Genomic DNA, 26,228 nt, shown 5'->3' on the forward strand with positions numbered 1-26,228 from the left:
GGACTGATTCTACCAATGAATACAGAAAAAGAACGAACCAACGAAAATATAGATTTAACAAATCCTTATGCCATAGCAAAATTTATTAAAGAAGCAAAAAAATCTACACCTGTAAAGGTATATGTTGATGGAAACCTTGAAGATGCTCCAACTGAAAATATTAAAAAATTTGGTCATCAAGATTTTTGGATTCTTATAGGAGAACATACAGATGTTTTAGATTACTTAGAAAAACATAAAGAATTCATCCGAGACTATTTCATTGAAAATGATCGAAGGAATTCAGCCATTCCAATGCTTGATATAAAGAATATAGAGGCAAGAATCGAACCTGGTGCAATCATAAGAGATCGGGTAAAAATAGGCAAAAATGCTGTAATAATGATGGGCGCAGTTATAAATATAGGTTCTGAAATTGGCGAAGGTACTATGATTGATATGAATGCAGTACTTGGAGCTAGAGCTACCATAGGAAAAAATGTACACGTAGGTGCAGGTTCCGTTATAGCAGGTGTATTAGAACCACCAAGCGCAACACCAGTAATCATAGAAGATAATGTAATGATTGGTGCAAACGCTGTTATATTAGAAGGCGTTCGTGTAGGAAAAGATGCAGTTGTTGCTGCCGGAGCAATAGTTACAAAAGATGTTCCTGCTGGAGCAGTTGTTGCTGGTTCTCCTGCAAAAATAATAAAACATAAAGACGAAAAAACTGCTGATAAAACAAAATTATTAGAAGATCTTAGAGGTTAATAAAAGCTGAGGTATTTCACCTCAGCTTTTATATATCTATAAACTCTCCTACACAAATAGTAGTAGCTTTTCCTTTCATAAAAATTTCAAATGACTCTTTTATTTCTACCTCTATTAATCCACCTTCTGCTTTAACCATAACCTTATTGCTAAGCTTATTTAAAACATTCCCTATAACAACACTTGAACAACATCCTGTACCACATGCTAACGTTCTTCCTGCTCCTCTTTCCCAAGTGTATACATTTATATTATTTTTATCTTTCACCTCAACAAAATTGACATTTGTCCTTTTAGGAAAAATTGAATGTTTTTCTATTTTGTGTCCTAATTCATTAATATCTATATCTTTAATATCATAAATAAAAATTACTGTGTGGGGTACACCTAACAATATAGTTGAAAATACAAATTCCTTCCTATCTATCTCAATACTCTTTTCAATTACATTTTTACCTTCACATAAAACAGGTATAGCTTTTGGATCAAATATTGGTTTATTCATTTTAACCTTTACAAACTTTACCTCTTTATTCTCTACTTCAAGCCATATAGTTTGAATACCAGCTAAAGTCTCTACAGTAAAAACTTCTTTGTCAACAATATCGTTATCATATACAAACTTAGAAAAACACCTGATTCCATTTCCACACATTTCACCTTCAGAACCATCTGAATTATAATAAATCATCTTAACATCTGCTATATCACTATTTTCAACAACCATCATTCCATCTCCACCAACACTAAAATGCCTATTGCAAACCTTTAAAGCTAATTTTGAATAATCATCAATTTTCTCTACGATTCCATTTAAAAGTACAAAATCATTTCCTGCACCATGCATTTTTGTAAATTTCATAAAAAACCTCCTTAGTAGCTTATACACTACTATTATACCTTTTTATAACTCATTTCTTAACAAATATTCATAAGTTTCTCTTTTTACAATTAAACGATCTATCCCATTACTTACCATTACTACTGCAGGCCTAGGTATTTTGTTATAGTTACTAGCCATAGAATAATTATAAGCACCAGTACTCTTAAATATTAGAATATCTCCAGCTTCAAGCTTTGGAACTTTTAAATCATACCTTAAAATATCTCCAGATTCACAGCATTTCCCTGCTACCGTCACTAAACTATTTTTTTCTTGATTCATCTTATTTGCTACAATCACTTCGTATTTTGCACCATACAATGCTGGTCTTGGGTTATCAGGCATTCCCCCATCGATTCCCACATATGTTCTTACATTAGGTATTTCCTTAATTGATCCTACAGTATATAAAGTAATACCTGCTTCTCCTACTAACCATCTTCCAGGTTCAATTATTACAGTAGGCATTAAAAGATCATATTTATGGCATTCCTCTTTAATAGTTTCCATTATAGCATCTGTAAAATATCTTAAAGGCTTTGATTCATCTCCTTCAAAATAATAAATTCCAAATCCTCCGCCAGTATTTAGTTCTTTCGTTATAAATCCAATAGATTCTTTCATATCATTCATTAGTTTTACTAGTATTTTCACAGCTTTTATATGTGATGAATTATCAAAAAGCTGTGAACCTACATGAAAATGGAATCCCATTAACTCAATATTTGATGAATCTATTGCTTTTTTTATTGCTTCATTAATTATATTTCCTTTAAGAGGTATTCCAAATTTAGAATCTACTTGTCCTGTACTAATATATTTATGTGTATGACTATCTACACCAGGAGTAATTCTAAATAAAATTTTCATCTTTTTACCAAAAGCTTGTGCTACACTATTTAATAGTTCTAATTCGTACAAATTATCGACAACTATTCTTCCAACATTATTTTTTACTGCCATTTCTATCTCTTCTAATGTTTTATTATTTCCATGAAAAATCACTTTCTCCATTGGAAAACCTGCCTTTAAAGCCGTATATAATTCTCCCCCTGAGACAACATCTATTCCAATGCCTTCTCTTTCTATAATTCTGCACATCTCCATAGTCAAAAAAGCTTTGCTCGCATAAACAGCCTTAGTATTTTCATACTTTTTTAAAAAATCTTCTCTTATTTCTTTACATCTTTCACATATATAGTCTTCTGACATAACATAAAGAGGTGTACCATACTTTTTAGCTAATTGTACAGTATCACATCCTCCAAAATAAAAATGACTTGAAATAGGCTCTATAACTTTCATTACTTCAACTCCCTAATATATGTTTTTATATATTATTTGCAATATGTATGCCATTTTCACATATATATGATAAAAGACTTATCATTATTCACATCCTTCTATTTTAAAGGCTTTACAAATTTTGCAATAATTGCTTTGAAAAACATTTTTTAAGTTGTCTATAAATTAAGTTCGTTTAAACGGACTCAATTTATTACTTTTATTTGCATATCCATAGAAAGCTTGTACAAAACAGATAAATGACAATTTAATTTTTTCCGAATTTACGTACTATGTTCCGTATTTTAGGAATAAATTTGATATAAAAAAGCCAATAGCTATTAGCTATTGGCTTTTATTAGTCTACAAAAGCAAATACATATGGAACGTTTCTATAATAATCTCCATAATTTAATCCATATCCTACAATAAACTTATCTGGTATAGTAAATCCAACATAATCTGCTTCAAGCTCTGTTTTTCTTCTAGAAGGTTTATCAAGCAATACACAACATTTTATACTAGCAGGATTTTTTGTTTTTAAATGCTCTAAAACAAATTTCATTGTAAGTCCTGTATCCGCTATATCATCAATTACTAAAACATCATATCCTGTAAGATCTACATTTAAATCATATAAAATATTTACTTTTCCTGATGATTCTTCTCCATGACCATAGCTTGAAGTAGCCATAAATTCTACTCTTACAGGAGCATCAATTTCTCTCACTAAATCTGCTGCAAAGATAAAACTTCCCTTTAAAAGAGATACAGCTAGTATTTTTTTCCCTTTATAATCTTTTGCAATTTGCTTACCTAATTCCTCTACTCTTTTTTGAATATCTTCTCTAGAAAAAAGTACCTCTTTTCTTTTGTTCTCTATAGTCATTTAATATTTCGCCTCCAATTTTCGTCATTATTCCTCATATTACTCAATATTCTAATCTATATCCTAGTCTTTGTCAATTATAATATCCTTATGAAGCTGATTGCATATTTTTCATAACTTTTAATATAACATGATCCGTGATAGTCATTCCTTCTATAGATAAAGTTCCTAAATTTTTTATGGTATCTTCCGCAGTTTCTGCCACAATTCCATTTCTAGAAGGCACAATATTATTGCTTAATGCCAAAAGAGCTGATTGAATCGCAGTAGAAGCAGATGTTGCAAGCTTTAATGCACATCCTACCTTTGCACCATCACAAATCATTCCACTGACATTTGCCAACATATTCTTTATAACTCCATCTATTTGTTCTTCATCTGCACCCATCAACCAAGCAATTGCAACACTAGCACCTGTTGACGCTGCAACACCACAACCACATATAGCTGATAATCTACCTATATAATATTTTATATAACTATTTATAATATGACTTATTGCTACAGCTTTTGCCAATTTTTTATCTTCCACATGAAATTTATTTTTATACGCTACAATAGGCAATATTGCTGTTAATCCATTATTCCCACTTCCATTACTACTCATCACAGACAGATTAACCCCAGACATTCTTGCATCTGATGCAGCGGCTGTTAGCATCATCGCATAATTCATTAAATCATCGGACAATATGCCTTTTTTAATATTCTCATAAAAGCTAATACCAACTCCCATGCCTACTTTTTTATCTAATCCTACCATAGCTACTCTTTCATTCATTTTTAATCCATCCAACATAAAAGCAATATCTTCATAAGGAATTTGCTCTATTTCCTTTATAATCTCCCTGATCCTTATATTATACAATGAATTTTTAAAATCATTTATTTCTTCATTTTCTGCTTTTACATCCAATAATATTTCTCCACATTTTTCCACATAGGTAAATTGATTATGTTTTCCCCTAATAATAGTCTTTGTAAAACCACAATCTGTAAAAAGCTTTACTTGCACATATACTTTTTCTTTTGTATCTTTAATTCCTAATGATAATTTTCCACTATTTAAAAAATCTTTTGCCAAGCTAACATCCTTTTCTAAAATTCCTTCTAATACCTGTAAACCTTTTTCACTTTTTCCTCCAATCAAGCCTAATGCACCTGCTATTTCAAGTCCTACTTCATTGGTATTTGGAATTCCTACACACAAACCATTCTTATAAATATTTGGACTAACTTCAATCTCTACACTCTTAATCTCATAAAAATCTATCAATTCTTTTGCTTTGGCACAAGCTAAAGCTACAGCTACCGGTTCTGTACATCCCATTGCTGGCACGACTTCTTTCTTTAATGTTTTTAGAATAAGATTTCTTAAATTCATAAAAAATCCTCCTTTTTTCAATAATTACATGTTGCTCAAAAAAATCGCAATAATCGTGCCAAAAAAACATGTTGAAAAATGCCCATTCTTCTCAATTTAATCTTATTTTGAGAATAAAAATAGCAAAACAGTCTTAAAATGAGAATTAATTCTCATTTTAAGACTGTTTTATTTTATATTCTTTTAATTTTCTATATAAAGTTGCTCGACTCATTCCTAAAGCTTCAGCAGCTTTAGGAATTGCCTGCTTCGTATTTCCAAAATATTCTATAGCCTTCTTTATCTCTTTTATTTCTAATTCTTTAATAGGTATGATTTTTTCAATCTTTGTTTCTTTAAAACTCTTTTTGGTATTTGTTAATCTATTTGGCAAATCAATATCCTTTATTACGTGGCTACTACACATATTAACAGCATATTCAATAGTATTCTCAAGTTCTCTTACATTTCCAGGCCAATCATAATTAATTAGTATTTCTAGTGCATACGTATCTATTTCTTTAATATTTTTTCCTAGCTTTCTATTACATTTGCTCAACAAATATTTTACAAGGATTACAATATCCTCTTTTCTCTTTCTTAATGGTGGAATATTTAAAGGGATAACATTTAATCTATAAAATAAATCTTCTCTAAATTCTCCTTCTAGTACTTTTTGTTCTAAATTTTTATTCGTAGCTGCAATCACTCTTACATCTATTGGAATAAATTCTTTTCCTCCAACCTTTTCAATAACATACTCCTGTAACACCCTTAATAGTTTCGTTTGTAAATGAATAGGCATATCTCCAATTTCATCTAAAAAAAGAGTACCTTTATTTGCTAATTCAAACTTTCCTGTCTTTCCTCCTTTTTTCGATCCAGTAAAAGCACCTTCCTCATAACCAAAAAGCTCACTTTCTAACAATTGCTCTGGAATAGCTGCACAATTAATAGGAATAAATGGTCCTCTATATCTATTACTATGAAAATGTATCGCCCTTGCAAATAGCTCTTTTCCTGTTCCGCTCTCTCCTTGTATTAGTACAGTAGATGTTGTTTTTGCAGCCTTTTGAGCCTCAAGCTTTACAGCTTCTAGACAATGGCTATTGCCTATAATATTCTCAAAACTAGTTATAATTGTCCCTGTAGCAATATCATTTACCACATTTAGTATCTCTGAAATATTACTAAATGTAAAAACAATACCAAAGGTTTTTCCCTCTATAACAATAGGATTTGCATCAAAAACACCTCTAAAGTGATAATGTTTTCTTTTATATCTAAATTCCCTATTTTTTACACAAATATTTTGCATAACCAAATTACTGAAATTCAAATTTTCCAACAAGTCTTTAATGTTCATACGAGAAGTTCTATTTTCATCTATTTGAAATAATTGAGCTGCTTTCTTATTATACCGCAAAAACCATCCTTCTTTATCAACTGCAATAATACCTCTATCTACAGAATCTAGTACAGTCTCTAACTCTCTTGCTAATAATTTAATTTTATCAGTCTTTTGTTTATCTAAAAGCTTTGAAGCAATCAAATCTCCCATTCTGTTTAAAAATTCCATAAGATTTGTTTTATTCTTTATAAGAGCGTCTCTCTGTTCTTCTTCAAAAGCAATCAAGCCGATAACTCCAAATATCTGATCATTGACTTTTATAGGACAACAAACCTCTGCATATTCTTTGCAGCTTTTTATGTTTTCACATTTTAAACAAGCATCATGATTCCTAGGATTTTCAATAATAAAACTTTCTCCTTGCCTCAAAGCAAAGCCAAAGACAGAATTTTTATTTACTTTTTCTCCTATATTTTTTTTATAACGTCCAGTAGCCGCTATTCTATTAAGATGATTGTCTACAATTGTTACATCCACTTTTAAAACACTTTCTATGGCTTCAGCAATCTTTTGAACACTTGAAATAATTTTCATCAAATTCATCAAAATCATCCTCTTACTTTTCATAAAATTTATCTTTATCATATCAAATCTTAAATACAATCAAAAGTATTATTCCTTTTTTTACAAATAAAAAAAGCTGGCACATTAGTCCAACCTTTTTACCTTAATTTCTTTATAAAATTTTTCTACCCACTTTAAATCAACATACCCAATTTTTTCCTCAATCACATTAGCTGTTCCCGTAGCTACTGCCCATTTAAAAGCCTCTTCTAAATCATTTTTCCTATAGATTGATACAGCAAATCCTGCTACAAATGCATCTCCACATCCTACAGAATTAATTGGAGATACTTTTGGAGCACATACCTTATATACTCCATCTTTTGTAGTAAATATTGCACCCTTATCCCCTAAAGAAATCCCTACTACTTCAATCCCTTGTTTACAAATATGCTTACATTCAAATATAATTTTATAATCACTATCAAGTTTATAACCAACTAATTCTTCTAATTCTTCGAGGTTTGGTTTAATCATAAAAGGCTTTGCTTTTATAGCTTCTTCTAGATAATTTCCACTTGCATCAATAATCATTTTTACATTATTGTCCTTTGCAATCTTTACCATATCTCCATATATGGTTTTTGGCAAGCCTTGTGGTACTGAGCCTGCTGCAACAATAATTTGACTATATTTTAATATTTTTACAAACTCCATTACAAATGCATTCAGCTCTTCTTTTGTCACTACAGGTCCCTTTTCAGCAACAATTGTTTCTGTTTTATTCAGAGGATCTACAATAGCAGTAAATATTCGAGAAGGTTCATTAATTTGAACAAATGATGTATAAATATCTAACTTGTCCAACTCTTCTTTAATAAATTTACCAGAGTATCCTCCAAGCAAACCTGTTGCATTTACTTTTTCTCCCAAAATCGTGGCAACCCTCGCCACGTTTAATCCTTTCCCGCCAGCCGTGATTTTTACATCTTCTACATGTATATGATATTTGTTATTCGGTTTAAAATCATTTATTACATAAGCTCGATCTATGGCAGGATTTAAGGTAACTGTAGTAATCATATAATCCCCTTCTTACTTTATACAAATTCATAAATACAAAAAGACACAAATCTATTATAATCACAAAAGTATTGATTTGCAAAGCTTTTTTGATTTATTTATTAAAAAATAGATACTCCTCTTAATATTATCATATTTTTACAAAATTTTCTATACATTTAGAATAGGTCTTTCTAGCTAAATTTCTCTCTAAAGTCAATAAAATCATCTTTTAACTTTTTCTTTTATATCTAACCTGTAGAGTATATCTTTAATTTCTTTTAACAATACAACAATCTTATTAAGAGAATATTGTATACTCACTAATATTATAAAAAGTATAGCTCCCCCAACCACCCAATAATTCATATTTTTCACTCCTATTTCATAATCTTAGCATTATTATAATTCATTTTTATATCATACGCAAAGCATATATAATAAAAAAACACACCTTCTAAAGTGTGTTTTATAATAAATCAATTACATTATTTCTCTTCTTTATTGTTCTCATCCTGACTAACTTCCATTTTAGATATAGATACTTCATATGCAACCTTCGTTATTACCTTTTCATCACTTATTCTTTTTTGATATTCCCTACTCTGTATTCTTCCCCATATTTTTAAATGATCCCCTACTTTTAATTTTTCTGAAAATCTTGCATTTCTTCCCCAAGCAATACAAGGAATATAGTCAGATTTATTATATGGTCTATTTACTGCTATTAACATATCTGTAATCTCTCTACCAAAAGGTGTTGATCGATATACAGGTTTTTTACAAACATAACCATCTAAAAAAATTTGATTTGGATTTTTTATTTCTTCTTTTCCATCATACAAAGACAAATCCCTCGCAAAAATCGTTAAAATTAATTTATTTTTCCCCCCTACATACTTATTATATGACCGTAACTGCCCCTCAATCTTAACAGTTGTTCCTATATCAATAGGCAAATCAATTATTAACCTTTCCGAAACAGTTACAGGCAGTATATCACTATAGTCACTTAGCCTATCAACCTTTATCTCGAATGAATAAAATCCTTCTCCATACATTTCATGACTATAGACTAAAGGTGAATATATTTCTCCTACAATTGTTACTGTATTTGTATCAATTACTCTCTCTGGCATTTCTACCCCCCACGCTCCTTCCTAATTCTTATGTACTTTTTCAGGGCTAATCTACAACTATATTTATTCATGATATAGTACAATTATGATTAAGAAACAAAAAAAGAGAAAATTAATTTTTCTCTTTTAAAAGTTTATTCACAAGATTTTCTCCTTCATCCATCCCATGCCCACCAAGAAGCAAAATCAAATCATTCTTTCCTGCATATAACAAAGCTAATTCTAATGCATCTTTTAATCGGTCCTTATGTTCATATACAATTTCATCTTCTTCAAATATCTTATGAAATATTTCTTTTTCTTTATCTAAAACTTTATAGTTTTCATCTACTGTATCTACACTAGAAGTTGTAATCATTTTTGTAGATTTCATTGCTTTCATCCAGTTAGCTATAAGTAATGCATTGTTTTTATTCAAATCGACACCGCCATTCCCAATAATAGCGTTTACAATGTATAAATTCTCATAATCAATACTTTGAATTGTTTCAAAAAGAGCCTCATAACTTGGGGGATCATGACTCATATCATCTATGATTTGATACACATCATTATAAATCCGATACATTCTTCTTTTTATTCCTTTAAATTTTTGAAATGCTTTTACAATATCTTCTGGCAAAACGCCATATATTAGGGTTGCTGCAATAGCAGCTAATGTATTATAAACATTATGTTTTCCAAGGAGATTAATTGAAACTGGAAATTCCATAGGATCAATTTCAATATCATTCCGTGCAGTTATTCCCCTCTGAATGCAGCAATTAAATCTGATAGAAGGAGTACTATCAATACTAGATGCTGTAATAGTTGCCTTAGAACAAAGCCCATAAGTAATCATTAATCTATTTTTCATATCCTCTAATAACATACTATTATTTTTATTATCTGTATTCACAATAACTACTCCATTTTCAGATAGATGCTTTCCTATTCTATTTTGTATATCTAAGTAGCCCTCATGATTTATATATTCAGTTTCTATATTTGTATATACTAAAGCATCAAATTTTATTCCATATATAAATGCTTCTTTAAAAGAATAGTTATCTACTTTCATTACAACAATTTGTATTCCTTTTTTTATCATCTTGTCAAAATACTTAAAAACATGTTCTGTATCACAATAAATCCAACTAGTTTTAATCTTTTCTTCATCAAACCATACTTCTTCACAACTTAAAAATCCAACATGCTGTCCGTGTTCCTTTAATATATGATATATAATTTTTGCCGTTGTTGTCTTCCCGTTTGTCCCAATAACACCAACTATTTTTATTTTTTCAAAAGGATAGTCATATTTCTTATTATACAAATGCCAAGCTAATTCTTTTTTATCATTTTTTTTGATTTCTACTCCTTCAATCAGCATGATTCATCTCCTCTTTGAAAATCAAGTTGCTTTATTATATTTTTCTCAACTTAAAATAAAATATGTATAAAATAGAGGCATGAAGAAATTTCATGCCTCAGACTGTAAACAAAATAAAAATTTATGAATGAAAAATAAAAGCAAATAATTGCAAAATTTTAGTAAAGAAAACTTGATGAAGAATTTCAGAAAAATCCGTAGGCTTAGCATGGATGCTAAGCCAGCATCCTACAAGATAGGACGTCTTGATTAGGTGCGTTAGGATTTTTCGAAATTATGAAGCTTAGTTTTCTCTAAAAATTTGTTTATGAGCGTTATTTTTCAATTCATTAATAAATATAACTTTGTCAACAAACTCAAGCATGAAGAAATTTCATGCCTCTATCTATTATTCATTATGCATTATTTTTTGAATTAAAAGCTTTATTAATCAATATGATAAATCCTATAAAATAAAATCCTAAAATCATTGCCATCATAAAAGTAGAAGTTGCTGACATTTATCTCACCTCTCTTGTGGATAATTGTGTAATATCTCTTCCTTTTCCAATCCTACCTGCTAAAATATTATTTGTCTTTAAACCTAATATAACATAAATAACAAATTGAAATAGGATTGTTCCAGGACTATATACTTCTAGTGGATTCCACCAGCTATCTGGATACCAGCCAACCGCCTGAAACATCCACCAGCCTGTAAGCACAATAAAAAATAAAGGAAATAATTTTACACATACACTCCACCATTTTCCAACTTTCATATCAGTCCATTCTGTATTAATTACTTTATTTCTTATTTCTTCTAAACCGTATTTCATTAAAGCAAATGCTACAAATAATCCACTTACTAATAACCCAATTCCTAATACAAAATCTTGATTATTTAAGAAATCTAAGCTATAAGCTGAAGGAATTCCTAATATAAAACCACTAATAATAATCAATAATGTTGCTTTTTTTCTTGTCATTCCCATATCCATTAAATTTCTTACTCCTACTTCAATCATTGGAAGTAAAGATGATAATGCTGCAATTGTCATAGATAAGAAAAAGATTGCTGCTAATATTCTTCCTGCTGGCATTGTTGGAAATAATTGAGCTAAATAGATAAATGCAAGTCCTGTATTTCCTGATGTTATTGCTTGGTTAACAAACTCTTGATTTGGTGATAAAGCAAATATCGCTGGTAATATAGTTAATCCTGCTATAAGTGAACCAACATTATTTCCAAAACCCATAATCATACAATTTGCCGCAATGTCTTCTTTCTTTTTCGTATACACTGCATAAGTTATAATAAAGCCCCATCCAGCACCTGTTGACCATGCTGCCTGAGTAAATGCCTCTAACCAAATTTTAGGATTTTTTAACATATAAAGTTTAGGACTAAATAAATATTCAAGTCCTTTTGTTGCTCCAGGAAGTGTCACAGATCTTATAACTGCTGTTAACATTAATATAAATAATGTTGGTATCATAATTTTACTCGCTTTTTCAATTCCTCCATTTACACCTTTATATATAATAATTCCTGCTATTGTCATTGATATAAAATGAAAGAATATAGTCTGAGATGGTGTCGTAGTAAAAGTATGCCATATTGCTTCTGTAGCTTCAGTTCCCATTCCAGATTTAAACGCTCCTGAAACAGCTAATGTGAAGTATTTCATACACCAACCCATAATTACAGAATAATAAAACATAATTGCTAAACATACTGCGGCAATCCATGTACCCATCCAAGTAAATTTTTTGCCAACAAAATCGCGAAAAGCACCTATTGTTCCAAGTCCTGTTTTTCTACCCATAACCATTTCACCCATTAAAAGAGGGATTGCCCAAACAAATAGTGCTACTGTCCATGCAATAAGAAATGGTCCTCCTCCATTAGATGCAGCAACTCTTGGGAATCTCCATATATTTCCTGTTCCGATTGCCATTCCCATAGATGCAGCAATAAATCCCCATCTACTACTCCATTGTTCATTCTGCCTGCTCATATTACTCCTCCTTTTTTATTAAGCGGACAATTCTTTTGCAAATCATTATAAATACTGTATAAATTTTCTAGAAAATAAAAAAATCCTCATCCCAAAAAAAGGGACGAGAATTTACTCGCGGTACCACCCTAATTAGCCAATTGGCTCACTCTACCTAATCGTAACGTGATTAGAAACGTAATGGCTTTATCACCATATGCTCTAGAGCGGGTTCAAAAAACTAGTTTGCAAGTCTCTCACCAATGACTTACTCTCTGTAAAACATCATTTTTTTACTATTCTCCTTCATCGCATTTTACCATTTTATATTTATATCCTATTATACATAAAAAATTTTTTATAGTCAACATAATATTCTATTTTTATACAAAGTATCATGTATAATAATTCATAACTTATTCTTTTTTATTTTTTCTTTGCATTCCTGTATGATCTATATAAAAATCATCTTTCATAATCAGCTCTGATATAGGAACTATTTCATATCCTTCTCTTTGTAATCTTTCAATAACTAATGGTAGATACTCTAGTACATATTTTGCATTATTATGAAATAATACAATTGAACCTTTTTTCACATTTCTTGTAACTCTATCTACAACAGGCTGTGCTCCTAATTCTTTCCAATCAAGAGAATCTACATCCCATTGAATCGTATAATAACCATTTTTTTTTGCCGTTTCAATCAAACGGTTATTATAATCTCCAAATGGTGGCCTAAATAATATAGGTTTTACGCCTGTAATCTTTTCAATTTTTTCTCCTGTTTCATTTAACTCTTGTGTAATCTGCCCTACAGATAACTTTGACATATGTGGATGAGTGCTAGAATGATTTCCAATTTCATGACCTTTATCTTGAATTTTTTTAACCATATCAGGATATTTATCCACCCAAAATCCTACTAAGAAAAAAGTCGTCTTTACATTATATTTATCTAATATATCTAATATTCCATTCGTATATTGATCTCCCCAAGCTGCATCAAAACTTATTGCAATCTTTTTTTCTTCTGTATCTACACAATATATAGGCAAAACTTTATCTTTATTCATTACACCAATAATCATATTCCCAAAATCACTAAGATATACAAATGTAACACCAATCAATATAAAAATACATAAAATGCTTAAAATTACCCTTCTATTAATCACCCATATTTTCATCCTGAATCCCCCTCTATCATCCATTGTTATTATAATATTAAATTTATTCTGAAAGTGTACTAATATTCCTAAAAAATATAGCAATTTCTAGGTATACTATCATTCATCATTTTATAAACATAATATTGAAATAAATAAAGGGAGAGAATCTTTGTGATATTTTCTATTTTAATTGGAGTAATTATTTTTTTTGTTGGAATATTCATAATAACAAATTCTATGTCAAAATTATCTAATAATCATTTTAAAAATTTTATTATGAAACTTACTAAAAATCCTCTTTTAGGTGCATTAGCAGGAATTATTGTAACTACCTTAACACAAAGCAGTAGCACAACTTCTATATTAGTTGTAAGTTTAGTAAATTCAAGAATAATAAACCTATATCAAGCTGTACCAGTTATTATGGGAGCAAATATAGGAACCACATTTACAGCTCAACTTATCAGTTTTGACTTTTTTTTTCTGATTCCCTATATATTAATATTAGGTACTATCTTATTTTTTTTAAGGTTTAAAAATATAGGTAAATTTTTAATTGGCTTTTCTTTTCTTTTTCTAGGAATAAAATTTATGGTCTATTCATTAAAACCATTGAAGGATTTAATGTCTTTTAAATCATTAATATTATCTATAGAAAACAACAGCTTAAAAGGTGTTTTTATTGGCATAATCACAACAGCCATTATGCAAAGCAGCAGCACTTCTGTAGCAATTATTCAAAGTCTTGCCATAGGAGGCCTTATCAATATTTATCAAGCCGTACCTATTATTATGGGACAAAATATAGGTACATGTGTTACAACCCTTTTATCTAGTATAGCTACTGATAAAAATGGAAAAAGAACTGCAATAATTCATCTTTTTTTTAATATAATAGGCACTTTAATTTTTTATCCTTTTATTAATTTATTTTCATATTTTATATATAAACTTACACCTTTTGATCCTGTTAGACAGATAGCAAATGCACATAGTTTATTCAATATAATAAATGTTATTCTTTTATTTCCATTTATAAACTTAATGGTATTTATATCAAAAAAAGTAGTAAGATAGCTTAAAGCTATCTTACTACTCTAATACATAAGTTCTTAATTTTTTATCCCCTATTTTTGCAGTATCAATTACTTCCTTATAGCCTTCAGGTATTGTTACAACTTCTGGATCTCCATCAGATATATATCTTACTCTAACTCCTTTTTCAAAACGGTCTACCCAATCATACATACCAACACCTTGTACATATTTTTGAAGATCACTAGCTCTTACTCTATGAATAGCTAGTGGGTTAAATTTTGTATGATAAGGAGATTTATATGGGTCCCAGCCTACCTCTAAAATTGCTATATTTTTATAATCTAATCCATCATAATTTCCTGATTCTAAGTATTTATATAAACTTTTATCTTTAGGTCTTGACCCAAACGGTAAAGCATGAGTATTCACTTCATAATCAGGTAAATATTTTTTTACTAATTTCACAATACTACCTAATTCCTTTTGAATTCTTTTAGCATCTGCATTTTTATAATTTATATGACTAGCAGTATGATTTCCTATATCCATCCCTTTTTCAACAATATATTTTAACTTATATGCCAAATGCTCTTCTTGTCCAAATGGTATGTTATTATTTATAAAAAAAGTTGCTTCTAGTGGAAAATCAGGATGTTTTTCATGGAATTTTTCAAGAATTCCAACAGCACAATCCGGATCAATAATAAAATCACCTTTTTCATTTTTAATCATATTAAAATTATTCTGCCATCCATCATCAAAAGTTAATACAATAGGTGTATATCCTGCTTTAGTTGTAATATTTCCTGTTACATAATCTTTCAAGCTGATTGGTCTATAACCTTTATCATAAAGATATTGTAAATCTTTTCTAAAATTTTCTGGAGTTCTTGTAAATTCTCCTTCTGGCTCAGCAATGCTATGATACATCAGTACCATAATTTGGCCAGCTTCATTTGGTTTAATTTTTTGTAAATCAATCTCTTTTTTCTCAACTTTTTTTTCATTTTCTATTGCTACAGCTTCCTTTTCTTCCTCTTTAACTGCTTTTGTAGTACAACCTGTTGCCAATATACTTGCTGCTATTACTAATGCAATTATTTTTTTATATATAGCCACTTATAATCCTCCCTTATTTTTATCTTTATAATAATTATATAATAGTCTGATTCCATAATCTAGTTTACAAATAATGAAAAAACTAGAAATTTATTATTTTTTGTAGCCTTTTAGAAGAATTTCTTACAAAATCATTTTTTTACAAAACATAATTTTGATAAATAAACAAAAACTAATATATAGATAAGCAATTTCAATTAAAGGAGGTCTTCTCTTGTCAAATATAAGAAGTCAGTACACCAATATAAAAGGAGAAAGAGTAGAATTAGGCAGAAGAACCTTTAAAGTTGATGAAAGACACTTTTTAAGGGAAGCTCAGTCCCAAAAAGCTCAATTAGAAAGTGTTCATCAGCATGGTACTAGAAAAGATGTAAAAATAAAAATGAATAGAAAATTAACGTAGGGTAGAAAAATCTACCCTATCTTTTTATAACCTGATTCCCTTTAGGACATACTCTAACACAAATGCCACATACAACACCTCTTCCAATATGCTGATAATGATTATGCATATGCATACTACAAGCTTTTGCATCAACTAATTCTTCTCTTTTTATCCCTGGATACCATAATTCTCCTCTCAAAGCTAAAGCTGGACATGCTCTAACACATTTTTTACAACTTCCACATTGTGATTCTTCTACAGGCTTATCATAAATTGCTTCCATATTTGTTAAAACTGTTCCAAGCCTTACCCTTGGTCCAAATTCCTCTGTTACTAAACACGCATTTCTTCCAATCCATCCAATCCCTGCCCTTGTAGCTGCAGTTCTATGTTGAAAAATTCCACTATACTGCTTACCATCAATATTCACACTTTGTGATGCAGGAATTGGCATAGCCAAGTATCCCCAGTTTTGAAGCTGCATAGAAATTTTTAATGTTATTTGATCAATATAAGTATTTACTGTTCTATAATGATGAAAATATGTATGAGTTGGTGTATCTTCTATTTGGGCTATAATTTCATCAGATAATCTTACTGCAATCGAAATACCTGTTTTTAGATGCTTTAAATCTTTTGGTAATAAATCTTCTAAAAATGCAAACCCTACTTTTGAAGCACCCCATTTTTTAATTTTTTCTTTTAGTATTACTGTTTTGTCCACAAAAATTCCCTACCTTCAAATTTTCTTTTATTTTATTATTTTATCACTAAATAAGCAATTTATTTTATCATGAAATTAATCATTTTTTGCATTTAATCCAATAATTATACTACATTACAAAATATACTAACATATTTTTTTGTGATTTGGTTAAATTAATAATACAACATTAAAAATGTTGTACTCAAAAAAAATTGCTGGGAGGGAAAATAAATGGCAAATAATAATAAGGTAGTTGTTCCTGAAGCTAGAATGGCTTTAAATCAAATGAAAGCTGAAATCGCTAATGAACTTGGACTTACAAATTATGAAAATATTGATAAAGGAAATTTAACTTCTAGACAAAACGGTTATGTGGGTGGATATATTACAAAAAGATTGGTTGAAATGGCTGAAAGAAGTATGGCTGGTAAATAAATATAATAATAAAAGGAGAAATGAGTTTATCATTTCTCCTTTTATTTTGTTGCGCTTTTATGTTTAGAATATGCTATAATCATATTGGATATATATTTTATATTTTTATGAAGCAGGTGAAAATATGTTTTATAATGATACACAACAACTAGCAAAACACAAGCTTATATTATTATATATATTTGATAAATTTTCAATGGCTCTTACAAATACACAAATAACCCAGTTTATTATGGAAAAAGATTATATGAATTACTTCTTGTTACAACAGTTTCTTGGAGAATTAGTAAACACTGGCATGTTAGAGTATAGTAAAAGTAATAATAGCTTTTTCTATGTATTAACAGAAAAAGGTAAGCGTACTTTACAGTATTTTAAAGATAGATTATCAAATGAATTAATTGATGAAATTGACAAATCTATCGAACAAAGAAAGCAAATATTACTAAAAGAAATGCAAATTACAGCAGACTACACAAAAAGAAATAAAAATGAATACATTGTAGATTTAAAGGTGATTGAAAATAATATTACTTTAATTGATTTAAAGCTAAATGTAGTTTCTAATAAGCAAGCAAAACAAATTTGTGAAAAATGGAAAACACAAGCACAAAATATTTATGGAGATATTATAAATTTACTAATTAAACAATAATCCCCCCTTTTTTCTGCTTATATCAGGGGGGACTATACGCATACGATTGTGCTTGGCTCTATTCCCACAGGAATGTTTTTTAAAATGCTTAAATTTTTCAAATTCATAACTGTTAATGTATTATCTTGCATATTTCCTACAAACAAATATTGATTTTTTTTGTCTTTTTCAATACAGCCTGGCATTCTTCCTACATAAACACGATCTATTAACTTCTTTTCTTTTATATCTAAAATATTTACAGCATTCAGTTCGGCATCTGTAATATATAAAATATTTTCATTCTTTCCTATCACTGCTTCTACTGGCATTTTTCCTACTCTTATTCTATCCATAATTTTTAAATTTTTACTATCTAAAATGGTAATACTTCCACCTTGTCTGCTTGAAAAACTAGTATTTACAACAAAAATGAAATTCCCTTCTTTATTTAAAGTAATATGATAAGGGTTTGGATGAACATATACTGACTTTTCTATGTCATTAGTAGCTGTATTAATAACAGTTATTGTATCTGAACCTATATTTGTTACATATAGCTTTTGATTATCTTTACTTAATTTAACATCATGCGGCATTCTTCCTACAGGTATTTGGGCTAATAAACCTCTACTTTCTAGACTAATAACAGAAATAGAATTAGAATCAGTATTTGATACATATATAGTTTTGTTCTTTTTACAAATCACTATATGACTTGGACAACTTCCTACACATATATTGTCAATAATTTTATTTTGAATAAGATCAACTATACTAATACTTGCATTATGTGAGTTTGTTATATAAAGATATCTTTTATTGTAATCAATAACAGCATGATGTGGCCCTAAAGCTGGCTTTTTTATTTTATAAAAAAATATATCTTCCAGCTCTATTTTATATATTTCTTCTAATTTTATTAAGTTTAAAACGGAAATTGTATCCTCTCCCATATTAGCTACAAAAACCATATTTTCAAAATTTGTTTTCATCCCTTCACCCCTAGAAAAGTCATAGATTTCATATTACCTTTATATCATTTTATGCATATATTTTTTTGTTGTGATTGTTTTTGTTGACCTTTCTAAATTTATGTATTATCATCTTTTATGAATACAATAGTGAATAGGAGGATTTGCAGTGTATATTTATAAGACATCCGGTGTTTGTTCAAAGCAAATTGAATTTTCCGTAGAAAATAATGTTATTAAAAAAGTAAAATTTTATGGTGGATGCCCAGGTAACTTACAGGGAATTAGTAAGCTTGTAGAAGGAATGCATGTTGATGAAGCAATAAAAAGACTTAGTGGCATTACATGTGGACCAAAATCAACTTCTTGTCCTGATCAATTATCAAAAGCTTTAGTCGCATTAAAAGAAAAAATTGCATAAATAAAATCGCCATATGGCGATTTTATTTAAATAATATTTTGTTATATAATCTTTCTTTAGAATAATATAAATTTCTTAACTTTACTTCTTTTATTAATTGATCACAAATAGCTAATGTTTCTTTATAATATTTATCTTCTGATTTTAAACATTTAAACGTTTCATGGATTTTGTTAATTAGTTCTTCATCATTAAGCCTCTTAAACGGCCTAAAATTAAGTACCTTCATAAAAAAAAGCCCCCTATTCATATATTTTAGTATATGCATAGGGAGATAAATTATGATTAAACTATTTAATTTTATATTTTTTTAACTTTTCATAAAAACTAGTCTTTCCAATTTTTAAAGCCTTCATAGCCTTTGCTCTATCATTTTGATAATATTTTAATGCTTCTTTTATGGCATTTTTTTCTGCTTTCTGTACATATTCTTTTAAAGGTTTAATGATTTCTCTAGATTCTTCAACTTTTTTTATGCCAATTTTAAAAGGTAAATGATATACTTGTATAGTATTTCCTTCTGCAATGTTTACGGCTCTTTCTAAAACATTTTCAAGCTCTCTTATGTTTCCAGGCCAATCATGTTTCATTAAACGATAAAGAGCTTCTCCTGAAATATTTTTTTCTTCAATCCCCATTCTTTTACATATTCTTGGCAAAATAGCATTTGTCAAAGAATAAATGTCTTGTTTTCTTTCTCTTAATGGAGGTAGCCAAATAGGAAAAACATTAACCCTATAATATAAATCCTCTCGAAACCTACCCTTAAGCATCTCTTCTTCTAAATCTTTATTCGTAGCTGCAATAATTCGCACATCCACTGATATTTCTTTCGTTCCTCCTAAACGAAAAAATGTTTTATTTTGCAATACTTGCAATAGTTTTACCTGTAAATGTAAACTCATTTCAGCTATTTCATCTAGAAATATTGTTCCTTTAGATGCTGCTTCAAAAAGTCCTTCTTTCCCTTGACTTCTTGCTCCTGTAAAAGCTCCTCTTTCATATCCAAATAATTCACTCTCTAAAAGCTCTTCTGGAATAGCACCACAATTCACATGAATAAAAGGCTTATCTTTGTATTTACTTGCATTATGTATAGCTCTTGCAAGCAAGCTTTTTCCTGTACCACTCTCCCCTAAAAGCAATAGAGTTGAATTTGATTTAGAAGCTTTATAAGCTAATTTTTTTACATTTTTAATTTCTTCACTCTCTCCTAATATTTCTGAAAATAAATCTTGCGTATTTTTTTCTTCTTTAAGCATTCTTTCCATTTGTTTAATATGCAGTAAAGCCTCATCTCTTTCTTTTGTTACTTTTTTAAGGATAGATATATCTTCTACTTTTAAGGCTGCTCCTACTCGTTTTCCTTCTATACTTACAGGCAATAAAGTACAGAGAGTTGGAAAACCATTAATCTCTGTAAACTTATCTTTATAGCTGATATTTTTTCCTTTTGCTACTTGATAAAATTCTTTAATTGTATCCCCAAACTCATGTATTTCAAATATATCTTTTCCTATAACATCAAATTCTTCATACTTACCTTTTCCTCTAAATGATTTTCCTGATAATAATTCAGTAATACTTTCTCCACGAGCAGTATAACCTCCTGCTTGATAAAATTTCACTTTCTTTGTATCCCCATCAATTACTACCATATGTCCTACGGCATTAATATAATTCATTTTAAAAGATTGATTTTCTACTGTGATCTCAATAAACTTCATCAAAAAGTTAATCTGTATACGAATAGCAATATTTTGAAAAATTGTATCTAATACAAAAATATCCTTATTATTTTCTGATTTTTGATATTTATATACAGGTAAAACATCTTTGCTTTTATATAATCCAATTCCTGCAAATACATCTCTTAAATTAATATCTGAATCATCTATACCTATATAATTTAAGTCCTTTGGTGTAAGCCCACCATCATCCTTCCCTAGACAATTATCTGCAATGATTACAATATCTTTAGGGTTTATTTTTCCTGCATCATGTCCAATTCCTTGATTATGGACAATTCCAAATATTTCTTTTGCTTTCTTATTATATATTTGAATTTTTCCTTTATAGTCTATAAATATGAAGCCCTCTGTCATCATGTCTGCAAACTGCTTAATATAGCTTTCATTTTCAAACATATAAATCACCTTTTAAGCTACTTTCTATTTTTAAGTAGAGTTCTTACATTCCCAATCATATACAAAGAACCAGCAAATACGACTACATCTTCAAAGTTAGCTAAAGATAATGCTGTTTCAACCGCATCTGCTATTTTTTCTTTTTTTAGTGTAGTTTTTTCAAACTTTGCTACCTTTTCATACAATTTTTCCACAGACATAGCTCTTGGATTATCTGGCTTTGTAAGGACTAATTTTTGTGCAAGTGGAACAATCTCATCAATCATTGAAGAATCTTTGTCTCCTAAAATCCCTAAACATAATATAATATTCTTATCATAAAAAAGCTCCTTTAATACTTTTGATAAAGCTTTCATTCCTTGAGGATTGTGGGCCCCATCTATTAGTACAATAGGATCTCTTTTCATAATCTCAAGTCTTCCAGGCCAAATACTTTTCTTTAAACCTTCATATAATGCTTCCTTAGAAATTTTTATATAATGCTCCTTCTCTAAAACATATAAAGCAGTTAAGCATACTGTAGCATTTTGAATTTGATGTTCTCCTAGCATAGATATACATACATTTTCCAATTTTTCACTTCCATAATTCACATTAAAAATTTGTCCTTTATCATCTTTTTTTATTACTTTAATACTATCAATAGGTGCCTTTACTAATTTTGAATTTTTATTGCTGCATACATCTTTTATAACTTCCATAGCTTCTCTTTTTTGAGGGTAAGAAACCACATAGCTATTTTCCTTAATAATTCCTGCCTTTTCATAAGCTATTTTATCCAAAGAATCTCCTAAATAATCTATATGATCTATATCTATAGGAGTAATAACTGAAAGTAAAGGATCTACTACATTTGTTGCATCAAATCTTCCTCCCATACCTACTTCTAATACTAAAAAATCTACATTTTGTCTTTTAAAGTACTCAAATCCTATAGCAGTAACAACTTCAAATTCTGTAGGATGATTCTTTCCATTTGAAATCATTTTATTTATTTTGCCCTTTACATAATCTGTTATTTTAGCTAACTCTTCTTTAGGAATATTCTCTCCATTTATTCGGATTCTTTCAGTAAACTCCTCTAGGTATGGAGAAGTATAAAGACCTACCTTATACCCTTGTTCTTTTAATACAGAAGCTATAAATGATGAAGTAGAACCTTTTCCATTTGTCCCTGCCACATGAATAACTTTCAAATCCCTATGAGGATTTCCCATTAAATCTAATAAATAAGTAATATTTTCAAGTCCTAGTTTGCTGCCAAATTTGTATGTACCATGAATATAACTTAGAGCCTGTTCATAATTCATTTTATATCCTCCTATACATACAGCCGGGTATACACCCGGCTTATAATTATTTTATTTTCTTTTTCATTCCCTCTAATCTTTCTATAACCTTATCCATCATAGATTGATAATTTGCTTGTTTATTTTTCTCTTCTTCAATAACTTTTGCTGGAGCTTTTTCTAAAAATCCTTTATTAGAAAGTTTTCCATTTACCCTTTTTAATTCTTTTTCTAATTTTTCTTTTTCTTTTTCTAATCTTTCTATTTCTTTTTCAAAATCAACTAATTCGTCTAATGGAAGGAAAATCTCAGCACCTGCTACAACTGCAGACATAGCATCTTCTGGAATATCCTTTTTCTCTTTTTGAAGTACTACCTCTGTAGCACTTGCAAGAGTTATAAAATAATCTTTCCCCATATCTATTGCATCATAAGCTTCATCGGATGCTACAATAATAACTTTTGCTTTTTTAGATGGAACTACATTCATTTCAGCACGAATATTTCTTACACTTCTGATTGCGTCCATAATTATTTCCATATTTTTCTCTTCTTGTACAAAGCTATATGAAGGATCATATTTAGGCCATGGTGCAATCATAACGCTATCCTCTTTTGTAGTAGGAAGATGTTTCCATATTTCTTCAGTGATAAATGGCATAAATGGATGTAATAGTTTTAACATATTCTCAAGAACATATGTCAACGTATATAATGCAGCATGTTTTGTATCTGTTTCCTCTCCATATAGTCTTGGTTTCACAAGCTCAATATACCAGTCGCAGTACTCACTCCAAATAAAGTCATAAACCTTTTGTACAGCCATTCCTAATTCAAACTTATCTAAGTTGTCAGTAACTTCCTTAGCAACCTGATTCATTCTAGATAATATCCATTTATCTGCAAGCGTAAAGTGTTTCTCACACTCTGCTTTATCAAATGTATCTTGATTTAAATTCATTAATACAAAACGAGTAGCATTCCACAATTTGTTTGCAAAATTTCTATTAGACTCTACTCTCTCAATATAAAAACGCATATCATTTCCAGGACTATTACCTGTAGCAAGAGTCATTCTTAAAGCATCTGCTCCATATTGATTGATAATATCAAGTGGATCAATACCATTTCCAAGAGATTTACTCATTTTTCTACCTTGTGAATCACGCACTAAACCATGTACAAACACATATTTAAAAGGAATATCTCCCATTTGCTCAATTCCTGAGAACATCATCCTTACTACCCAGAAGAAAATAATATCGTATCCAGTAACCAACACATCTGTAGGATAAAAATATTTTAGTTCTTTTGTTTCTTCTGGCCAACCAAGAGTTGAAAATGGCCATAATGCTGAACTAAACCAAGTATCTAATACATCCTCATCTTGTTTTAACTTACTACTATTACATTTGCTGCAAAGCTCTGGAGCTGTTCTTGATACAATAATTTCTCCACAATCTTCACAATAATAAGCAGGTATTCTATGTCCCCACCACAATTGTCTTGAAATACACCAGTCCTTTATGTTTTCTAACCAGTGGAAATAAATTTTATTAAAACGCTCTGGAATAAATTTTGTCTTACCTTTTTTTACAGCTTCAATAGCTGGTTTTGCAAGCTCTTCCATCTTTACAAACCACTGATCGCTTAATCTTGGTTCAACTACTGTACTACAGCGATAACAAACACCTACATTATGCTGATGCTCTTTCACTTTTACTAAATAACCAGCATCCTCTAAATCTTTTACAAGAGCTTTTCTACATTCGTAACGATCCATACCTTTATACTTTCCTGCATGTTCGTTCATTTTTGCTTCATCATCCATTACAGTTATTTGCTCTAAATTATGTCTTAAACCTACTTCAAAGTCGTTCGGATCATGAGCAGGAGTAATTTTTACAGCACCTGTACCAAACTCTTTATCTACATATTCATCTGCTATAATTGGAATCTCTCTTTCTACAATTGGCAATATTAATGTTTTACCAACTAAATGAGCATATCTTTCATCTTCAGGATGTACTGCTACAGCTGTATCTCCAAGCATTGTTTCAGGTCTTGTAGTAGCAATTTCTAAATATTCATCTGAATCCTTTACTGGATATTTTATATGCCAAAAATATCCACCCTTCTCTTCATGCTCAACTTCAGCATCAGAAAGAGAAGTTTTACAATCTGGACACCAGTTAATAAGACGATTTCCCCTATATATATATCCTTTTTCATAAAGTTTTACAAAAACTTCAGTTACAGCTTTATTACAACCTTCATCCATTGTAAATCTCTCTTTTGACCAATCACAAGAATTTCCTAATTTTTTCATTTGCTCTACGATTCTTCCGCCATACTCTTCTTTCCATGCCCAAGCTCTTTTTAGGAACTCATCTCTTCCAATTTCTTCTTTTGTCTTTCCTTCTTCTTCTAATATCTTTTCTACTACTTTTACTTCTGTTGCAATACTTGCATGATCTGTTCCTGGCAACCATAATGTTTCATAACCTTGCATTCTCTTATACCTAATTAATATATCCTGTAAGGTATGATCAAGGGCATGTCCCATATGAAGCTGTCCAGTAATATTAGGCGGAGGTAGTACAATAGTAAATGGTTCTTTATCAGGATTTACTTCTGCTTTAAAATATTCTTTTTCCATCCAATAATCATAAATTCTTTTCTCAAATTCTTGTGGATTATAGGTTTTATCCAAATTTTTTATTTCCATAATAACACTCCTTTTCCTTTAAAATATCTAATAAACTCTAGACTTTTTGGAAACTCACCATTAATGATCATAAAAATTCCTATTACTGCTATGAAAAGTCCTATAAACTTTATATTAATAGGATTCCACTTAAAAATTTTCATTAAATATTTCGTTCCATATACAAAAATTGAACCAAAAATTAACAATATAACTCCTACATAAAACATAATCTCACCCCAAAATAAAAACCCCTTCATCCAATAAGGACGAAAGGATTATTTTCGCGGTACCACCTTAATTCCAGAAAACACTGGCTCTCATAAATCAATAACGGGATTTCCCGGCTGAATCTACATGAATCTTTCTCAATTCAGCAACTCAGAAGCTACCTTCAATAATTCTTCCCTAAGAAACCTTTCAGCCTACGGATTTCTCTCTCTATAGGGGGTTAATTATTTACTCCTCTTCTTCAATGTTTGTCTCTATATATTCATTTTTCATTATTATATATTTTATCTAATAAAAAAGTCAATATTTCACGAAAATTTTTAGTAAAAAT

The 26,228-nt window shown here is 29.6% G+C and carries 25 protein-coding genes and 2 other annotated features; of the genes, 6 read left to right on the forward strand and 19 right to left on the reverse strand.

The annotated features are described in order from the left end of the window. Window positions 1-15: 15 nt before the first annotated feature. The gene (gene dapD / locus FQB35_RS09455; RefSeq protein ID WP_148809684.1) at window positions 16-753 is read left to right on the forward strand and encodes a 2,3,4,5-tetrahydropyridine-2,6-dicarboxylate N-acetyltransferase; all 738 of its coding nucleotides are present in this window, start codon (window positions 16-18) and stop codon (window positions 751-753) included. A gap of 28 nt (window positions 754-781) precedes the next feature. Here the strand turns inward: dapD and dapF are convergent, their stop codons facing one another. From dapF to FQB35_RS09505, 11 genes are all read right to left on the reverse strand, one after another. Next, window positions 782-1,615: a diaminopimelate epimerase gene (gene dapF, locus FQB35_RS09460; protein ID WP_148809685.1), complete on the reverse strand. Its 834-nt coding sequence runs from the start codon at window positions 1,613-1,615 to the stop codon at window positions 782-784. Window positions 1,616-1,657: 42 nt separating this feature from the next. Next, window positions 1,658-2,941, reverse strand: a complete 1,284-nt coding sequence (gene lysA, locus FQB35_RS09465; protein WP_148809686.1) for a diaminopimelate decarboxylase — start codon at window positions 2,939-2,941, stop codon at window positions 1,658-1,660. 337 nt (window positions 2,942-3,278) lie between these two features. After that, window positions 3,279-3,803 carry a hypoxanthine phosphoribosyltransferase gene (gene hpt / locus FQB35_RS09470; RefSeq protein ID WP_333473061.1) on the reverse strand — a complete coding sequence of 175 codons (525 nt, stop codon included), beginning with the start codon at window positions 3,801-3,803 and terminating at the stop codon, window positions 3,279-3,281. Between the two features lie 94 nt (window positions 3,804-3,897). Further along, window positions 3,898-5,193 carry an L-cysteine desulfidase family protein gene (locus tag FQB35_RS09475; RefSeq protein WP_148809688.1) on the reverse strand — a complete coding sequence of 432 codons (1,296 nt, stop codon included), beginning with the start codon at window positions 5,191-5,193 and terminating at the stop codon, window positions 3,898-3,900. A 157-nt stretch (window positions 5,194-5,350) separates the two neighbouring features. Then, entirely contained in the window at window positions 5,351-7,126 is a 1,776-nt protein-coding gene (locus FQB35_RS09480) for a sigma-54-dependent Fis family transcriptional regulator (protein ID WP_148809689.1), read from the reverse strand. A gap of 105 nt (window positions 7,127-7,231) precedes the next feature. Further along, window positions 7,232-8,170: a 1-phosphofructokinase gene (gene pfkB, locus FQB35_RS09485; protein ID WP_148809690.1), complete on the reverse strand. Its 939-nt coding sequence runs from the start codon at window positions 8,168-8,170 to the stop codon at window positions 7,232-7,234. A gap of 204 nt (window positions 8,171-8,374) precedes the next feature. Continuing rightward, window positions 8,375-8,518, reverse strand: coding sequence for a hypothetical protein (locus FQB35_RS15855; protein WP_168198300.1), 144 nt, complete (start codon window positions 8,516-8,518; stop codon window positions 8,375-8,377). A gap of 119 nt (window positions 8,519-8,637) precedes the next feature. After that, the gene (locus FQB35_RS09490; RefSeq protein WP_148809691.1) at window positions 8,638-9,288 is read right to left on the reverse strand and encodes a single-stranded DNA-binding protein; all 651 of its coding nucleotides are present in this window, start codon (window positions 9,286-9,288) and stop codon (window positions 8,638-8,640) included. A 112-nt stretch (window positions 9,289-9,400) separates the two neighbouring features. Continuing rightward, complete coding sequence (locus FQB35_RS09495) at window positions 9,401-10,660, reverse strand: Mur ligase family protein (RefSeq protein WP_148809692.1); 1,260 nt, start codon at window positions 10,658-10,660, stop codon at window positions 9,401-9,403. Between the two features lie 500 nt (window positions 10,661-11,160). Beyond that, entirely contained in the window at window positions 11,161-12,660 is a 1,500-nt protein-coding gene (locus tag FQB35_RS09500) for a sodium-dependent transporter (RefSeq protein ID WP_148809693.1), read from the reverse strand. A gap of 96 nt (window positions 12,661-12,756) precedes the next feature. After that, window positions 12,757-12,958: a binding site (T-box leader), on the reverse strand. Window positions 12,959-13,055: 97 nt separating this feature from the next. Further along, complete coding sequence (locus FQB35_RS09505) at window positions 13,056-13,829, reverse strand: polysaccharide deacetylase family protein (RefSeq protein ID WP_148809694.1); 774 nt, start codon at window positions 13,827-13,829, stop codon at window positions 13,056-13,058. Window positions 13,830-13,982: 153 nt separating this feature from the next. Here FQB35_RS09505 and FQB35_RS09510 point away from each other — a divergent pair, with 153 nt between their 5' ends. After that, window positions 13,983-14,888: a Na/Pi cotransporter family protein gene (locus tag FQB35_RS09510; protein ID WP_168198301.1), complete on the forward strand. Its 906-nt coding sequence runs from the start codon at window positions 13,983-13,985 to the stop codon at window positions 14,886-14,888. A 15-nt stretch (window positions 14,889-14,903) separates the two neighbouring features. Here the strand turns inward: FQB35_RS09510 and FQB35_RS09515 are convergent, their stop codons facing one another. Continuing rightward, complete coding sequence (locus tag FQB35_RS09515) at window positions 14,904-15,968, reverse strand: polysaccharide deacetylase family protein (protein ID WP_148809696.1); 1,065 nt, start codon at window positions 15,966-15,968, stop codon at window positions 14,904-14,906. 214 nt (window positions 15,969-16,182) lie between these two features. Between FQB35_RS09515 and FQB35_RS09520 the strand changes: the two genes are divergently transcribed. After that, window positions 16,183-16,371, forward strand: a complete 189-nt coding sequence (locus FQB35_RS09520; protein ID WP_148809697.1) for a hypothetical protein — start codon at window positions 16,183-16,185, stop codon at window positions 16,369-16,371. Window positions 16,372-16,387: 16 nt separating this feature from the next. Here FQB35_RS09520 and FQB35_RS09525 read toward each other — a convergent pair whose 3' ends face one another. Then, on the reverse strand, window positions 16,388-17,077 hold the full coding sequence (locus tag FQB35_RS09525; protein WP_148809698.1) for a 4Fe-4S double cluster binding domain-containing protein: 690 nt from the start codon (window positions 17,075-17,077) through the stop codon (window positions 16,388-16,390). Window positions 17,078-17,290: 213 nt separating this feature from the next. Here FQB35_RS09525 and FQB35_RS09530 point away from each other — a divergent pair, with 213 nt between their 5' ends. Together FQB35_RS09530 and FQB35_RS09535 are read left to right on the forward strand one after the other, a co-directional pair. Beyond that, entirely contained in the window at window positions 17,291-17,494 is a 204-nt protein-coding gene (locus FQB35_RS09530; protein ID WP_148809699.1) for an alpha/beta-type small acid-soluble spore protein, read from the forward strand. A 124-nt stretch (window positions 17,495-17,618) separates the two neighbouring features. After that, window positions 17,619-18,149 carry a DUF4364 family protein gene (locus tag FQB35_RS09535; RefSeq protein WP_148809700.1) on the forward strand — a complete coding sequence of 177 codons (531 nt, stop codon included), beginning with the start codon at window positions 17,619-17,621 and terminating at the stop codon, window positions 18,147-18,149. Window positions 18,150-18,181: 32 nt separating this feature from the next. Here FQB35_RS09535 and FQB35_RS09540 read toward each other — a convergent pair whose 3' ends face one another. Further along, window positions 18,182-19,123: a YncE family protein gene (locus FQB35_RS09540; RefSeq protein WP_148809701.1), complete on the reverse strand. Its 942-nt coding sequence runs from the start codon at window positions 19,121-19,123 to the stop codon at window positions 18,182-18,184. Between the two features lie 148 nt (window positions 19,124-19,271). Here FQB35_RS09540 and FQB35_RS09545 point away from each other — a divergent pair, with 148 nt between their 5' ends. After that, window positions 19,272-19,523, forward strand: a complete 252-nt coding sequence (locus FQB35_RS09545; RefSeq protein ID WP_148809702.1) for a TIGR03905 family TSCPD domain-containing protein — start codon at window positions 19,272-19,274, stop codon at window positions 19,521-19,523. Window positions 19,524-19,545: 22 nt separating this feature from the next. Here the strand turns inward: FQB35_RS09545 and FQB35_RS09550 are convergent, their stop codons facing one another. The 5 genes from FQB35_RS09550 to FQB35_RS09570 form a co-directional block, all read right to left on the reverse strand. Continuing rightward, a complete protein-coding gene (locus tag FQB35_RS09550) occupies window positions 19,546-19,752 on the reverse strand; it encodes a hypothetical protein (RefSeq protein WP_148809703.1) in 207 nt (68 codons plus the stop codon). A 61-nt stretch (window positions 19,753-19,813) separates the two neighbouring features. Then, window positions 19,814-21,670, reverse strand: a complete 1,857-nt coding sequence (locus FQB35_RS09555) for a sigma-54 interaction domain-containing protein (protein WP_148809704.1) — start codon at window positions 21,668-21,670, stop codon at window positions 19,814-19,816. A 17-nt stretch (window positions 21,671-21,687) separates the two neighbouring features. Next, window positions 21,688-22,980, reverse strand: coding sequence for a bifunctional folylpolyglutamate synthase/dihydrofolate synthase (locus FQB35_RS09560; protein ID WP_148809705.1), 1,293 nt, complete (start codon window positions 22,978-22,980; stop codon window positions 21,688-21,690). Window positions 22,981-23,026: 46 nt separating this feature from the next. Then, window positions 23,027-25,687: a valine--tRNA ligase gene (locus tag FQB35_RS09565; RefSeq protein ID WP_148809706.1), complete on the reverse strand. Its 2,661-nt coding sequence runs from the start codon at window positions 25,685-25,687 to the stop codon at window positions 23,027-23,029. Continuing rightward, on the reverse strand, window positions 25,678-25,896 hold the full coding sequence (locus FQB35_RS09570; protein WP_148809707.1) for a hypothetical protein: 219 nt from the start codon (window positions 25,894-25,896) through the stop codon (window positions 25,678-25,680). Before FQB35_RS09570 ends, FQB35_RS09565 begins: the two co-directional genes overlap by 10 nt. Before the next feature lie 32 nt (window positions 25,897-25,928). Further along, window positions 25,929-26,151, reverse strand: a binding site (T-box leader). Window positions 26,152-26,228: the final 77 nt, after the last annotated feature.

The organism is Crassaminicella thermophila, from assembly GCF_008152325.1.
In the GTDB taxonomy this organism is placed as follows: Bacteria; Bacillota; Clostridia; order Peptostreptococcales; family Thermotaleaceae; genus Crassaminicella_A; species Crassaminicella_A thermophila.